This window comes from Streptomyces sp. NPDC093260 (genome assembly GCF_040683715.1).
Classification (GTDB): Bacteria; Actinomycetota; Actinomycetes; order Streptomycetales; family Streptomycetaceae; genus Streptomyces; species Streptomyces sennicomposti.
On the sequence record NZ_JBFBEK010000003.1, the window covers coordinates 96886 to 111137 of the forward strand.

Consider the following 14252-nt stretch of genomic DNA (forward strand, 5'->3'; position numbering starts at 1 on the left):
TCGGTCGGTCGCGGTCGTGTGCGCGGCCGGGGCCTCAGCACAGTCCCGCGGGCTTGGAGGCGTGGCAGGAGTTCTGCTGGAACGTGTTGCCGCGCTTGGTGCTCTCCTGGTTGACCAGGTCGGCGGGGGAGTTGTCCTGGAGGGCGTTGCCGCTGACGCGGTTGCGCTCGTTGGCGGCGCCGACGAAGCTCTTGAAGAGCACGATGCCGCCGGACAGCGGGGACCTGCCCGAGTTGCCGAGGACGGTGTTGCCGGTGACCTCGGTGTTCTCGGCACCGGTCAGGACGATGCCGGAGCCCTGGAGGTAGGGCAGCCGGGCGGTCTTCGGGCAGTACTTGTTGTTGCGGGTGACCAGGTTGTCGCGCACGCTCAGCGCGCCGGCGTGGGGCTTGTTCTCGTCGCCGACGACGAAGACGCCGGTGCAGTTGGCGGTGACGTAGTTGCCGGCGACGGTGAGGTCGCGCAGGCGGCGGACGGTGAGGCCGATCCGGTTGTCCTCCAGCCGGTTCTGGGCGATCACCGTGCCGCCGGTGTCGAGGGCGCCCTGCTCGGCGGTGATGGTGTTGGCGAGGAAGAGACCGGCGTCGCCGTTGCCGCGGGCCAGGTTGGCGCGGTACTCGCTGCGCTTGGAGCGCTCCTCGGCGATGCCCCAGAGCCCGTTCTTGACGGCGGACACGTTCCGCACGGTCAGCCCGTCGGTGCCCACGGCCATCACTCCGGCGCGGGAGAACCCGGTGACGGTGAGGTCTGCGACCGTGACGCCCTTCAGGCGCTTGGCCTTGGTGCCCGCCACGCAGATGCCGTTGCCGCGCTTGCCGCAGTCGTTCGCGTTCGTCCCGGTGGCCGGCTTCAGGACGGTGATCTCCGCGCCGGTGCCGCGCAGGGTCACGCCGGGGGTGGCGATCTTGACGCTCTCGCGGTAGGTGCCCGGCATCAGCAGGACGGTGTCGCCGGGCTGCGCGGCGTCCACCGCCTTCTGGATCGACTGGCCCGAGTGCACCAGGCGCACCTTCGGCACGGAGATCGGCGGGGCGGCTGCTACGCCGGAGCCGACGAGTGCTACGGCGCTCAGGAGCAAGGCGATGTGGCGTTTCGTCATATTCTGTACGTTATGACCGGATAGTCCGCAAAAGCCGGGATAGGCCGTCCGGTGGCGTGTCACGGGGCGGTGCGGCCGGCCGGGCGGCGGTCCCGCGGGCCGCCCGACGGCGCGGGGCCAGGGGCGGCCCGGCGGGCGGCCCCCGAGGCCTGCCGGTGATACTTGCGAGGGTGAACGCGGTCTTCCGGATGCGGTCGGTGCCGAGGGCGGTGGCGGGCTACGTCCGCAGCGCCCCGGGAACGTACGTCTGGCTGGCCGTCCTGTTCGTCACGACCGTCGCCCTGCACCACATGTCGCCGCGCTTCGAGACGGAGTTCCTGCGCCAGCGGTCCACCAACCTGCACGAGCTGTCGGAGCACCCGGTGCGGGTCCTGGTCGCCAGCGCCATGTGGATCGCGGGCGGCCGCTGGCTGCCGTACGCGGTGCTCTACACGGTCTTCCACGCGCAGGCCGAACGCCGGCTCGGCACCCCGCGCTGGCTGGCGGTGTGCGCGGCCGCGCACGTCCTGGCCACCCTGATCAGCGAGGGCGCGCTGCTGTGGGGCATCCGGCGCGGGGTGGTCCCCGACTCGGCGGTCGACACCCTGGACGTGGGCGTCAGTTACGCCCTGGCCGGGGTGGTCGGCGTGCTGACCTGGTGCGTCCCGAGGCCCTGGCGGTACGGGTACGCGGCCGCCGCGCTCGGCTTCTTCGCCGTCCCGCTCGCCACCGGCCGCACCTTCACCGACCTCGGCCACTTCACCGCCGTCCTGATCGGCCTCGCCTGCCGCCCGCTCGCCGCGGGTACGGGCACGGGTGCGGGCGGGGGCGCGGGAAGAACACGGATTCCGAAGGAGACACGGGCGGCGGGAAGGCGTTAGCGTCCCGGCCATGAGCAGCTCGGCAGACAGGGCCGTGAACAGCGGCATCGTGAACGGCGGCATCTCCTACTGGTTCGCGGACGACGGCCTGCCGGCCGTGCGTGAACCGCTCACCGGCGACGCGAACGCGGACGTGGTGATCGTCGGCGGCGGCTACACGGGCCTGTGGACGGCGTACTACCTGAAGAAGACCGCCCCCTTCCTGCGGATCACCGTTCTGGAGCAGAAGTTCTGCGGCTACGGCGCCTCCGGCCGCAACGGCGGCTGGCTCTACAACGGCGTCGCCGGCCGCGACCGGTACGCCGAGCTGCACGGCCACGAGGCCGCCGTACGGCTCCAGCAGGCGATGAACGACACCGTGGACGAGGTGATCCGCGTCGCCGCCGAGGAGGGCATCGAGGCGGACGTCCACAAGGGCGGCGTGCTGGAGGTGGCCCGCACCCCCGCCCAGCTGGCCCGGCTGCGCGCCTTCCACGAGCGGGAACTCGCCTTCGGCGAGAAGGACCGCGAGCTGTACGGGGCGCGCGAGACCGCCGAGCGCGTCCGCGTCGCGGACGCCGTCGGCTCCGCCTGGACCCCGCACGGCGCCCGGCTGAACCCGGCCAAGCTGGTCAAGGGCCTCGCGGCGGCCGTCGAGGCGCTCGGCGTGACGATCCACGAGGCGACCCCGGTCACCGAGATCCGCCCCAAACACGCCGTCACCCCCTACGGCACCGTCCGCGCCCCCTACGTGCTGCGGTGCACGGAGGGCTTCACCGCCTCGCTGAAGGGGCAGAAGCGCACCTGGCTGCCGATGAACTCCTCGATGATCGCCACCGAGCCGCTGACCGACGAGCAGTGGGCGGCGATCGGCTGGGACGGCCGCGAGACCCTCGGCGACATGGCGCACGCCTACATGTACGCGCAGCGCACCGCCGACGGCCGGATCGCGCTCGGCGGACGCGGGGTGCCGTACCGGTTCGGCTCGCGCACCGACAACGACGGCCGCACCCAGCCCGGGACCGTCGAGGCGCTGCGCGACATCCTCGCCGCCTTCTTCCCGGTGCTGGCCGGAGTGCGGGTCGCGCACGCCTGGTCGGGGGTGCTCGGCGTGCCGCGCGACTGGTGCGCCACGGTCACCCTGGACCGTACGACCGGACTCGGCTGGGCCGGCGGCTACGTCGGCTCGGGCGTCGCCACCGCCAACCTCGCCGCCCGCACCCTCACCGACCTGGTCCAGTTGGACTCGGGGCAGGGCGGGCCGACGCCGCTGACCGCGCTGCCGTGGGCCGGTCACAAGGTGCGCAAGTGGGAGCCGGAGCCGCTGCGCTGGCTCGGCGTGCAGGGCATGTACGCCACCTACCGCACCGCCGACCGCCGCGAGGCCCTCACCCACGCCGCCCGCTCCTCCCGGCTGGCCCGGATCGCCGACCGGGTGGCGGGGCGGGGCTGAGGGCCGCAGGGGGTTCGGCGGCCGCCCTCAGGGGGCCCGCACGGGAAGGGCTCCGGTCGCAGCCGGAACCCTCCCCGCCCCTCGCGGGGCTTCCGGGTTCCTCCCCCGCGGGTTCCTCACACCGCCGACTCCGGCACCGGCTGCTCCGCCGCCGGCAGACCGTGCTTGGGCGCGCGGGCCGTCACCATCACGGCGGCGACCAGCCCGGCCAGCAGCATCACGGCGGCGGCCCACCAGATGGCCACCGTGTAGCCGTGCACGATGCCCTCCGGCACCACCCGCGCCCGGTCCGCCGGGCGGTGCAGACGGGCGGTGACGTACGCCGTCCCGCTGGTCGTGGCCACCGTGTTGAGCAGCGCCGTGCCGATGGAACCGCCCACCTGCTGCGAGGTGTTCACGGTCGCGGAGGTCACGCCCGCGTCCTTGGGGGCGACGCCCGCCGTGGCGGTGGCGAACACCGGCATGAAGGTCAGGCCCATGCCGAGGCCCATCAGCAGCAGCGCGGGCAGCACCTCGGTGGTGTACTCGGCGACCACCGTCAGCCGGGTCAGCAGCAGCAGTCCGCCCGCCGCCAGCAGCATCCCGGGCACCATCAGCAGCCGCGGGGCCACCTGGTGCAGCAGCCGCGCGGAGATCTGCGTGGAGCCGACGATGATCGCGGCGGTCAGCGGCAGGAACGCCAGGCCGGTGCGCAGGGGCGAGTAGCCGAGGATCTCCTGGAGGTAGTACGTCATGAACAGGAACAGCCCGAACATGCCGATCACGGCCAGCAGCATGGTCAGGAAGCAGCCGGCCCGGTTGCGGTCGCGCAGCACGTGCAGCGGCAACAGCGGCATCCGGGCGCGAGTCTGCCACCACACGAACGCCGCCAGCATCGCCACGCCCGCCGCGAACAGCCCCAGCACCACCGGGTCCGTCCAGCCGCGCGGCTCGGCCTCGCTGAACCCGTAGACGACGGCGACCAGCCCGCCGCAGCCGAGCACCACGCCGGGCACGTCCAGCCGGGCGCCGTCCCCGGCCTCGCCCGCCCGGCCGTGCAGGAGCGCCAGCGCGCCGAGGACGGCGACGATCGCGATGGGCACGTTCACGTACAGGCACCAGCGCCAGTTCAGGTACTCGGTGAGCAGCCCGCCGACGATGAAGCCGATCGCCGAGCCGCTGCCCGCGAGCGCGCCGTAGATCCCGAACGCCTTCCCGCGCTCCCTGGGATCGGTGAACGTCGTGGTGAGCAGGGAGAGCGCGGAGGGGGCCAGCACGGCGGCGAACGCCCCTTGCAGCGCGCGGGCGCCGAAGAGCATGCCGGAGGAGGCGGCCGCGCCGCCGATCGCGGAGGCCACGGCGAAGCCCATGAGGCCGATGACGAACGTGCGTTTGCGCCCCACCAGGTCGGCGATCCGCCCGCCGAGCAGGAGCAGCCCGCCGAAGGCGAGCGTGTAGGCGGTGATGACCCACTGGCGGTTGGCGTCCGACATGTGCAGGGCGTGCTGCGCGGAGGGGAGCGCGATGTTCACGATGGTCGCGTCCAGGACCACCATCAGCTGCGCCAGCGCGATCACCACCAGCGCCCACCAGCGGTGCGCGTCGGCGGCGGGGCGGGCGTGCCGGGGCTGGTGCGCGGAGTGCCCGGGGCGCAGGGCGTTCGCCAGGGGGCTCGAACGGGCCCCCTGATGGCGTTGCACGGACGAGGATTCACCTTTTCGGGTGATGCTCATTCCGTCAGAAGAGCATGAATCGGTATGAATCGCATCCGGGGTGGGGGCGGGGGCGGCCCGCGGTGGCCGGGACAGCCCGGCGGTCTCCGGGGCGTTGTCAGTGGCGGGGTGCAGCATGGGCGCATGGTGCGGAGGACGAACGGCCGGACGAGCGGCGGCGACGGTGGCGGCGGTCGCGGGGGCGGCGGGGTGAAGCCGGCCCGGCGGCCCGAGGTGCGCCTGCCGGCGCTGGAGGCGTACGACGGCGCGGGACTGGCCCCGGACGGGGACTACGACGGGCTGGAGTTCCGCGAGACCGACCTCTCCGGACAGGACGGGGCGGGCGCACGGTTCATGGACTGCGCGCTGCGCGGGTGCGCGCTGGACGACGCCTCGCTGCGCCACGCCCGCTTCCTCGACTCGGTGCTCGGCGGCGTCCGCGGGGTCGGCACCGATCTCGCGGAGGCGACGCTGCGGGACGTGCAGCTGACCGACGCCCGGCTCGGCGGCACCCAGCTGCACGGCGCCGTGCTGGAGCGGGTGCTGATCCGCGGCGGCAAGATCGACTACCTGAATCTGCGCACGGCGCGACTGCGGGACGTGGTCTTCGAGGGCTGCGTGCTGATCGAGCCGGACTTCGGCGGCGCCCGGCTGGAGCGGGTGGAGTTCGTGGACTGCGCGCTCAAGGGCGTGGAGTTCACCGGGGCCACGCTCACGGACGTGGACCTGCGCGGCGCCGCCACGCTGGAGATCGCGGGCGGGGCGGAGCGGCTGGCGGGCGCGGTGATCAGCACCGGCCAGCTGCTGGATTTGGCCCCGGTGCTGGCGGCGCGGCTGGGGATCAGGGTGGAGGGATAGGGAGGGGGCTCAGGGCAAGGCCCCCGGGCCAGGGCGCGCGAGGCCCCCGGCGGGCCGAGGCCGGCCGGGTCACGCGCGGGCGCCGTGAGCGACGCTCACGCCAGGCGGGGGAAGCGGGCCTGGAGGGTCCAGACCGCCGGGTTCTCCGCCAGGTCCTCGTGCAGGTCGCACAGGTCGGCGATCAGATCGTGCAGGAAGTCGCGGGCCTCGCGGCGCAGCTCGGCGTGCGAGAAGCTCAGCGGCGGCTCGTCGGCCGGCATCCAGTCGGCCTCGATGTCCACCCAGCCGAAGCGGCGCTCGAAGAGCATGCGGTCGGTGGACTCGGTGAAGTCCAGCTCGGCCCGCTGGGGGCGGGCGGCGCGGGAGCCGGCCGGGTCCCGGTCCACCCGTTCCACGATGTCGCACAGCGCCCACGCGAAGTCCAGCACCGGCACCCAGCCCCAGGCCGTGGCCAGCTCGCGGTCCGCCTTCGTGTCGGCGAGGTACACGTCGCCGCAGAACAGGTCGTGGCGCAGCGCGTGGACGTCCGCACGGCGGTAGTCCGTCTGCGGCGGGTCGGGGAAGCGGTTGGAGAGGGCGTAGCCGATGTCGAGCACGTACGCGATGGTGTCATGGCCGCCGCATAGGATCGCACCGTGTACAGGCCCGCCCCTACCGTCCGGTCCTTGGCCGCCGCCGCGGTCGTGCTCGCCGTCGCCCTGAGCGGGTGCGACGGAGGCGTGCGGGGCACGCCCGGCGGCTCCGGGCTGCGCGACCCGTACTTCCCCAAGGCCGGCAACGGCGGCTACGACGTCGCCCACTACGACCTGGCTCTCGACTACGACCCGGCCGGCCGCCGGCTGACCGGCACGGCGGTGATCACCGCCCGCGCCACCCAGGACCTGTCCGCCTTCGACCTCGACCTCCAGGGCCTGGACGTGCGGGACGTGAGCGTCGAGGGGAAGGCCGCGCGCTTCCACCGGGCCGGTCAGGAGCTGACCGTGCGACCGCACGGGGAGCTGAGCGAGGGCGAGACGTTCACGACGACCGTCCGCTACTCCGGCGCCCCCGAGACGGTCGTCGATCCGGGCGGGTCGAAGGAGGGCTGGCTGCGCACCGGCGACGGCGCGGTGGCCCTCGGCCAGCCGGTCGGCTCCATGGCCTGGTTCCCGGGCAACGACCACCCCTCCGACAAGGCCACCTACGACATCTCCGTCAGCGTGCCCGCGGACGGGAAGCTGACGGCCGTCTCCAACGGCGAACTGAAGGGCGTGACGAGCGCCGAGGGCCGCAGGACGTTCCGCTGGCACACCGCCGAGCCGATGGCGACCTATCTGGCGACGGTCGCCGTCGGCGACTTCCAGGTGACCCGCTCGACCCTGGAGAACGGCCTGCCCGTCTACGTCGCCGTCGATCCGGCCCTGGCGACGGGGAGCGAGCAGGTGCTCGGGAAGATTCCCGAGATCATGGAGTGGGCGGAGGACAACTTCGGGCCCTACCCCTTCTCCTCCATCGGCGCGATCGTCGACCGGGTGAACGGCGTCGACTACGCGCTGGAGACCCAGAACCGGCCGACCTTCCCCGGCGAGCCCGACACCAGCACCCTCGTGCACGAGATCGCCCACCAGTGGTACGGCGACTCCGTCACGCCGAAGAGCTGGCGGGACATGTGGCTCAGCGAGTCCTTCGCGACGTACGCGGAGTGGCTGTGGGCGGAAGACCACGGGGGAAGGAGCGCGCAGGAGACGTTCGAGAGGGTCTACCAGGGCAAGGGCGACAACGGCACGGACGTCTGGGCCTTCCCGCCGGGCCGACCGAGCAGCGCCGCCGTGATCTCGGACGCGCCGGTGTACGACCGTGGCGCGATGGTGCTGCACAAGATCCGCCAGACGGTCGGCGACGACGCCTTCTACGACATCGTCCAGGGCTGGGCCGCCGCGCACCGCCACGGCAACGCCTCCACCGCCGACTTCACGGCCTACGTCGAGAAGAAGGCCCCCGGCAAGGACTTCACGGACATCTGGAAGACCTGGCTGTACGGCGAGGGGCAGCCGGCGCACCCCTGACGGCGGCGCACCGCGGGAACCGGCGGGAGGGGCCGCCCGGCCGCGCCGCCTCCCGGTGGGCGGGGCCGCCGCCGGTGCGCTGCGTGGCACCGCGCCGGGGCAGCCCGATCACCACGGACGGACCGTCAGACGTTGACGCCGAAGTCCTGGGCGATGCCGACCAGGCCCGAGGCGTAGCCCTGGCCGACCGCGCGGAACTTCCACTCCGCGCCGTTGCGGTACAGCTCGCCGAAGACCATCGCCGTCTCGGTGGCCGCGTCCTCCGACAGGTCGTAGCGGGCGATCTCCGCGCCGCCGGCCTGGTTGACGATGCGGATGTAGGCGTTGCGGACCTGGCCGAAGTTCTGGCCGCGGTTCTCGGCGTCGTAGATGGAGACCGGGAAGACGACCTTGTCGATGTCGGCCGGGAGGCCGGCGAGGTTGACGTTGATCGACTCGTCGTCGCCGGAGCCCTCGCCCGTGCGGTTGTCGCCGGTGTGGACGATGGTGTTGTCCGGGGTCTGCTTGTTGTTGAAGAACACGAAGTGGGCGTCGGAGTACACCTTGCCCTGCGTGTTGACCGCGATCGCGGACGCGTCCAGGTCGAAGTCCGTGCCCGTGGTGGTGCGGACGTCCCAGCCGAGGCCCACCGTGACGGCGGTCAGGCCCGGGGCTTCCTTGGTGAGCGAGACGTTGCCGCCCTTGGAGAGGCTTACAGCCATTGTGGGGAGTCCCTTCCCTCGTTGCTTGTGCGGACGAAGCTACCGCCACTCCCAAGAACGCCGAGCGGGGTCCCCATGGTTCCGGATCTCTTTACCTTTTTTACCAAGGCCGCCTCGAACACGGCTCTCCCGTGTGCGGCGGCGAACGTGCGACGGGGCGGGAAATTACGGTGACGTGACCCGGTCAGGGGCGGGAACATGGACCCCATGTCCGGTCCCCATCTCATCCGCGGCTCCGTCGCGCTCCCCGAGGCCGAGCTGGCCTGGCGCTTCTCGCGGTCCTCGGGGCCCGGCGGCCAGCACGTCAACACCAGTGACAGCCGGGTCGAGCTGAGCTTCGACCTCGCCCGCACCGAGGCCCTGCCCGAGGTGTGGAAGCGGCGCGCGCTGGAGCGGCTCGCCGGCCGGCTCGTGGACGGGGTGATCACCGTCCGCGCCGCCGAGCACCGTTCCCAGTGGCGCAACCGCGAAGCCGCCGCCGTACGCCTGGCGGCCCTGCTCGCCGAGGCCACCGCCCCGCCCCCCAAGCCCCGCCGTCCCACCCGCGTCCCGCGCGGCATCAACGAACGCCGTCTGCGCGAGAAGAAGCAGCGCGCGGAGACCAAGCGCGGCCGCCAGGGCCGCGACTGGGGTTAGGGAGAGGTTGGTGACGCGGGTGGCCGGGGACCGGTGGGCGCCGGATCCGCGCCCACCGGTAGCCGATGCCCGGGCCGCCCGGCGGGGGCGGCTCAGCCGAGGTGCCGGTAGCGGCCCCGGAAGTACGTCAGCGGGCCGCCCTCCGCGCTCGGCAGGCGGGCGGTCAGGACGCGGCCGATGACCAGGGTGTGGTCGCCCGTCGGCACCCGCTGCTCGGTGCGCAGTTCCAGGGTGGCCAGCGCGCCGCCCACCAGCGGGGCGCCGGAGACCTCGCCGCGGACGCAGGGGATGTCCTCGAAGAGCAGGCGGTCGCTGATCCGGCCCTTCATCGCGAACCGGCCGGCGATGTGCCGCTGGCTCTCGGCGAGGACGGACACCGCCCACAGGGGCTGCTCGGCGAGCAGGTCGTCCATGCGCGAGCCCTCGCGCAGGCTGACCAGGGCCAGCGGCGGGTCCAGGGAGACCGAGACGAAGGCCGTGGCCGTCATGCCCACGTCCTCGCCGCCGGGCGCCGTGGGGTCGTCCGGGTCGAGCGGCGGCTCCTGCGCGGTCACCAGCACCACGCCCGCGGCCAGCCGGGACATCGCGGCGCGGAACTCGTCGTCGGTCACCCCCTCAGCATGCCCAAGGACGGTCGCGGTGGCGGGGGAGGAGGACGGTACGGGTGAAGTGTTCAGCACAACCGCAACGCTAATGACCGTCCGGCGGTCCCCGCATCGGGCCCGCGCCCGAACCCGGACCTAGGACCAGCGGACCAGGCACTCCCGTCTCGCCGGGGGCCGCGGGAGCCGCCGGAGACCGGGGCGGAGGAGCGGGCCCGGGGCGCGCGCCGGGGCGGGGCGGGAGTGCACGGGTAACGGGCGGAACATGTGATTCCAGCCCGCCCGGGCGGTCCCTCGTGCATCATGGCCACACACCCACAAAGTTTGCGTTCGGTTGACGCACAGGGAAAAAGCAGAAACTCCACTCAATTGTTCACGTTCTTCTGTGACTTGAGTCACAAGGGACCTGAATTGTTGACCCTGTGTACCGAGTGGGCTTCGCGCTGTGATTCAGTGGCGGAGACCGCACGGAACGATACGCCGAAGAGAACCCTTTGATGCGCTGCCAGGTCTCGGGGGGAGGGCGAGCATGGAGACCGAGTCGGAACCGTACGTCCGTCTTGCGACCCTGCGGCAACTGCACCAGGTCATGGCGGACATGAACACCGCGCGCAGTCTGGCGGACACCCTCCAGACCGTCGCCGACGGCGTCGTCACCGGCCTCGGCTACGAGCTGGCCTGCGTCAACCTCGTGCGCCCCGACGGCGACCTGGTGGTCGCGGCGTTCTCCGGCAACCCCGCCGCCGAGGCCCTGATCACCGGCCGGGTCGGCGCCCGCGAGTCCTGGGACCGCCGGCTGGGCATGGGCGAGCGGTGGGGCGACCTGGTCTTCATACCCCACACCGAGGGCTGGGTCCTCGACGACGACGACGTCCCCCAGTGGTACACCGACGGACCCGCTCCCCGCTTCGAGGACGAGTGGCACCCCTCCGACCGCCTCTTCGCCCCCATGTACGCCCCCGGCGGTTCCTCCGGCGAACTCCTCGGCGTCCTCTCCGTCGACCGCCCGCGCAACGGCCGCCGCCCCGGCGCCTGGGGCCGAGAGGCCCTCCAGGTCTACGCCTTCCAGGCCGCCATCGCGATCAGCAACGCCCGGCTGCGCGCCAACATGCAGCGCGCCCTGGTCCGCCTGGAGCGCGAGCAGCAGGCCCTGCGCGCCAGCGAGGAGAGCTTCCGGCAGGCCTTCGAGTACGCGCCCTCCGGCATGGCCATCGCCGAGATGGGCGGCGACCAGCACGGCCGCATCCTGCGCACCAACGACGCCCTGTGCCGGCTGCTGGGCCGCCCCGCCTCCGCGATGCGCCGCTACTCCTTCTCCGACCTCGTCCACCCCGAGGACATAGGCACCCTCCTGCGCACCTCCGCCGAGGGCGGCCGCGCCGAGCTGCGCCTGGCCCGCCGCGACGGCAGCTACGTCTGGGTCTCCCTGCGCAACTCCGTGGTCGCCGACGCCGCCGACGGGCCCCGGTTCCTGCTCACCCACGTCGAGGACATCGAGGAGCGCAAGCGCCGCGAGCTGCACCTCGCCCACCGCGCCTCCCACGACTCCCTGACCGGACTGCCGAACTCCGCCGAGCTGCGCGCGCGGCTGTCCGCCCGGCTGTGCAGCCGCCCGCAGTCCGTCCACCCCGGCGAGCCGGACCCGCTGGACGCGGCCTACGGCCACCCCGCCTACGACGCCGCCGCCGAAGCCGCGCACGGCTTCGACTTCGCCCCCGTCCCGCAGGCCTACGACGCCTACGACCACCATGAGCACACCATCGCCCCCGAGGGCGAGCGGGACGACGGCGCCAAGGGGCTGGCCGTCCTCTTCTGCGACCTGGACGGCTTCAAGTCGATCAACGACCGGTTCGGGCACAACGCCGGCGACGCCGTCCTCATCGAGGTCGCCCGCCGGCTGAGCAACGGCGTGCGCGACGGTGACACCGTGGCCCGGCTCGGCGGCGACGAGTTCGTGATCCTCGCCGACGGCCTCGGCCGCGCCGACGCCCAGGACCTCGCCGTACGCCTGCGCAACGAGATCATCCAGCCGATCCGCGCCGAGGGCCGCGCCGTCCGCGTCGGCGCCAGCTTCGGCATCGGATGGGCGCATTGCGGGATGACGGCGGACGAAGTGCTGAAGTCCGCGGACGAGCGGATGTACGTCGAGAAACGATCTCGTCCCAAACAGCATCGCCGGGCCGGCTGAGCCGCAGGTCAGCGGGTTGATGCGGACTGAGCCCCCCGTTCGGGTCCAGCAGAGCGGGTAGGCTCGTCCAATCTGACGACGTACTGCATCCGACCCGCACTGTTGAGGAGCACCAAGGGATGACGCCCGGCAACAACGGCGCGAGCACGCCCGAGGACGACGACCCGTTCGGCTACCTGTACGCCGACGGCCAGGCCAACGGGGCCCAGCCGCCCTCCGGTGGCTACGGCTACCCGGGCTCGGTCAACCGGGTCCGCACGGTCGGCCAGCGGCAGTACGGCCAGCAGGGTCAGGCCGCCCCGGGGCCGTACGGGCAGGTACCGCAGCAGCAGGGCGCCTACGGCCAGCCGAACGCCCACTACGCCGCACCCGAGACCCTCCCCGGCGGCGCGCAGCCGCCCCGCCAGCAGCAGGGCCGGGGCGCCGGCGGCGGCAAGGGCCGCCGCGGCCCCAACACCAAGGGCCTGCTGATCGGCGCGGTCGCGGTGGTCGCCGCGGTCGTCATCGGCATCGCCGTGACGGTGCTCGGCGACAAGGGCGACGACCAGGCCGGCGGGCAGTCCGGCGCGACGACCCCCCCGGCCAGCCAGAGCGCCAGCCCCAGCTCGTCCCCGACGAGCAGCGTCGCCCCGAACGGCGACCTTCCGAAGATCGACGCGAAGGCGCTGCTCCTGACGGGCACCACCACGGCGTCCGACATCAAGGGCGCGAAGGCGGACGGCGGGATCTACGTCACCGGCTTCAACCACGTGGGCGCCAAGGTCACCTGGACCGTGAACGGCATCCAGAAGGCGGGTTCCTACCGGCTGTACGTCGTCTACGGCATCCCGGGCGTGGACGCCAACGCCACGTTGGTGGTCAACGGCCAGCCCAACTCCAAGCCGCTGAACATGAAGAACTTCGCGAAGCTGCCCGAGGGCACCTGGGAGAACAACTGGCAGAACACCTGGGCGCTGGTGAACCTGAACAAGGGCACCAACACGATCGAGCTCGCGTGCAACGAGGGCAACCAGTGCAACGTGAACCTGGACCAGCTGTATCTCACCGGCGAGAACGGCTGACCCTCACGCCGCGCTGACCTCCCCCGTCACCGCCACCCGGGGCAGCAGCCGCTCGTAGGCCGGGTGGTCGAACTCGCCGGCCACCGGGGACAGGACGGTCGCCGCCGACAGGGCCACCGCGCGGGCCAGGCGGTCCGGCCAGGGGAGACGTTCGGTCAGGCCCGACAGCAGGCCCGCGACCGCCGAGTCGCCCGCCCCGGTCGGGTTGCCGTGGACGCGGGCCGGCGGGGCCGCCCGCCACAGGCCCTCCGGCGTGTGCGCCAGAAGCCCTTCCGCGCCGAGTGAGGCGACGACCGTGCGCGCGCCGCGGCGGCGGGCGTCCTGGGTGGCGCGCAGCGGGTCGAGGGAGCCGGTCAGCTCGGCGAGTTCGTCGGCGTTGGGCTTGACGATGTCGGGGCGGCCCGCGATCCCGCGGCGCAGCGCCTCGCCGCTGGTGTCCAGCAGCACGGGGACGCCCGCGGCCCGCGCGGCCCGTACCAGAGTGGCGTACGCGCCCACCGGCAGGCCGGGCGGCAGGCTGCCGCACAGCGCCACCGCCGACACCGAGCCGAGCAGGTCCTCGTAGGTCTTCTGGAAGGCGGCCCACTCGGCGGCGGTGACGACCGGGCCCGGTTCGTTGAGCTGGGTGGTGTCGCCGGTGCGCTCGTCGACGACCGCGACGGTGCGGCGGGTCGCGCCGGCCACCGGGACCAGCGCGTCCACGATCCCCGGCAGGGCGGCGAGCCGGTCGCGCAGCTCGCTCCCGGTGGTCCCGCCGGCGAAGCCGGTGACGGTGACCTCGTGGCCGAGGGCGGCCAGCACCCGGGCGACGTTGACGCCCTTGCCGCCGGGCCGCTCGGTCACCTCCGTCACCCGGTGCGAGGTGTGGGGCCGCAGTGCGGGCACCCGATAGGTGATGTCGACAGCGGTGTTCAGCGTGACCGTGAGGATCACGTGGGCCGACCTCCCCCGAGTAAGTGCGTCTGGCGCGCCTGCTGTCCCGATGTCCCGGACCGGCCCGGGCTCGGCGCCCTGGACCTCTCCGGGTCTCGATCATGCCAAACGCGCGCGCCGCCGCCCACCCCTCGGGCCCGCCCCCG

General features: G+C 73.1%; 13 protein-coding genes. 7 read left to right on the plus strand and 6 right to left on the minus strand.

Annotated elements, in window-relative coordinates; genetic code table 11:
- Positions 1 to 34: 34 nt before the first annotated feature.
- Positions 35 to 1099, minus strand: coding sequence for a right-handed parallel beta-helix repeat-containing protein (locus AB0N63_RS04715; RefSeq protein ID WP_365524051.1), 1065 nt, complete (start codon positions 1097 to 1099; stop codon positions 35 to 37).
- A 188-nt stretch (positions 1100 to 1287) separates the two neighbouring features.
- Between AB0N63_RS04715 and AB0N63_RS04720 the strand changes: the two genes are divergently transcribed.
- Together AB0N63_RS04720 and AB0N63_RS04725 are read left to right on the plus strand one after the other, a co-directional pair.
- Entirely contained in the window at positions 1288 to 1959 is a 672-nt protein-coding gene (locus AB0N63_RS04720) for a rhomboid-like protein (protein WP_365524744.1), read from the plus strand.
- A 10-nt stretch (positions 1960 to 1969) separates the two neighbouring features.
- Positions 1970 to 3391, plus strand: a complete 1422-nt coding sequence (locus tag AB0N63_RS04725; protein WP_365524054.1) for an FAD-dependent oxidoreductase — start codon at positions 1970 to 1972, stop codon at positions 3389 to 3391.
- 116 nt (positions 3392 to 3507) lie between these two features.
- Here AB0N63_RS04725 and AB0N63_RS04730 read toward each other — a convergent pair whose 3' ends face one another.
- Complete coding sequence (locus tag AB0N63_RS04730) at positions 3508 to 5025, minus strand: DHA2 family efflux MFS transporter permease subunit (RefSeq protein WP_365524747.1); 1518 nt, start codon at positions 5023 to 5025, stop codon at positions 3508 to 3510.
- A gap of 201 nt (positions 5026 to 5226) precedes the next feature.
- Between AB0N63_RS04730 and AB0N63_RS04735 the strand changes: the two genes are divergently transcribed.
- The gene (locus AB0N63_RS04735) at positions 5227 to 5940 is read left to right on the plus strand and encodes a pentapeptide repeat-containing protein (protein WP_365524057.1); all 714 of its coding nucleotides are present in this window, start codon (positions 5227 to 5229) and stop codon (positions 5938 to 5940) included.
- A 95-nt stretch (positions 5941 to 6035) separates the two neighbouring features.
- Here the strand turns inward: AB0N63_RS04735 and AB0N63_RS04740 are convergent, their stop codons facing one another.
- A complete protein-coding gene (locus tag AB0N63_RS04740) occupies positions 6036 to 6536 on the minus strand; it encodes a hypothetical protein (protein ID WP_365524059.1) in 501 nt (166 codons plus the stop codon).
- A gap of 39 nt (positions 6537 to 6575) precedes the next feature.
- Here AB0N63_RS04740 and AB0N63_RS04745 point away from each other — a divergent pair, with 39 nt between their 5' ends.
- Positions 6576 to 7985, plus strand: coding sequence for a M1 family metallopeptidase (locus AB0N63_RS04745; protein WP_365524061.1), 1410 nt, complete (start codon positions 6576 to 6578; stop codon positions 7983 to 7985).
- A 125-nt stretch (positions 7986 to 8110) separates the two neighbouring features.
- Here AB0N63_RS04745 and AB0N63_RS04750 read toward each other — a convergent pair whose 3' ends face one another.
- Positions 8111 to 8686: a TerD family protein gene (locus AB0N63_RS04750; protein WP_365524063.1), complete on the minus strand. Its 576-nt coding sequence runs from the start codon at positions 8684 to 8686 to the stop codon at positions 8111 to 8113.
- A gap of 198 nt (positions 8687 to 8884) precedes the next feature.
- Here AB0N63_RS04750 and arfB point away from each other — a divergent pair, with 198 nt between their 5' ends.
- Positions 8885 to 9322, plus strand: a complete 438-nt coding sequence (gene arfB / locus AB0N63_RS04755; RefSeq protein ID WP_365524066.1) for an alternative ribosome rescue aminoacyl-tRNA hydrolase ArfB — start codon at positions 8885 to 8887, stop codon at positions 9320 to 9322.
- Between the two features lie 92 nt (positions 9323 to 9414).
- Here the strand turns inward: arfB and AB0N63_RS04760 are convergent, their stop codons facing one another.
- Positions 9415 to 10002: a flavin reductase family protein gene (locus tag AB0N63_RS04760; RefSeq protein ID WP_365524069.1), complete on the minus strand. Its 588-nt coding sequence runs from the start codon at positions 10000 to 10002 to the stop codon at positions 9415 to 9417.
- 451 nt (positions 10003 to 10453) lie between these two features.
- Between AB0N63_RS04760 and cdgB the strand changes: the two genes are divergently transcribed.
- Positions 10454 to 12112: a diguanylate cyclase CdgB gene (cdgB, locus tag AB0N63_RS04765; RefSeq protein WP_365524071.1), complete on the plus strand. Its 1659-nt coding sequence runs from the start codon at positions 10454 to 10456 to the stop codon at positions 12110 to 12112.
- Between the two features lie 119 nt (positions 12113 to 12231).
- Positions 12232 to 13173 carry a CBM35 domain-containing protein gene (locus tag AB0N63_RS04770; protein ID WP_365524074.1) on the plus strand — a complete coding sequence of 314 codons (942 nt, stop codon included), beginning with the start codon at positions 12232 to 12234 and terminating at the stop codon, positions 13171 to 13173.
- Between the two features lie 3 nt (positions 13174 to 13176).
- Here the strand turns inward: AB0N63_RS04770 and AB0N63_RS04775 are convergent, their stop codons facing one another.
- Positions 13177 to 14106 carry a 1-phosphofructokinase family hexose kinase gene (locus tag AB0N63_RS04775; protein ID WP_365524077.1) on the minus strand — a complete coding sequence of 310 codons (930 nt, stop codon included), beginning with the start codon at positions 14104 to 14106 and terminating at the stop codon, positions 13177 to 13179.
- Positions 14107 to 14252: the final 146 nt, after the last annotated feature.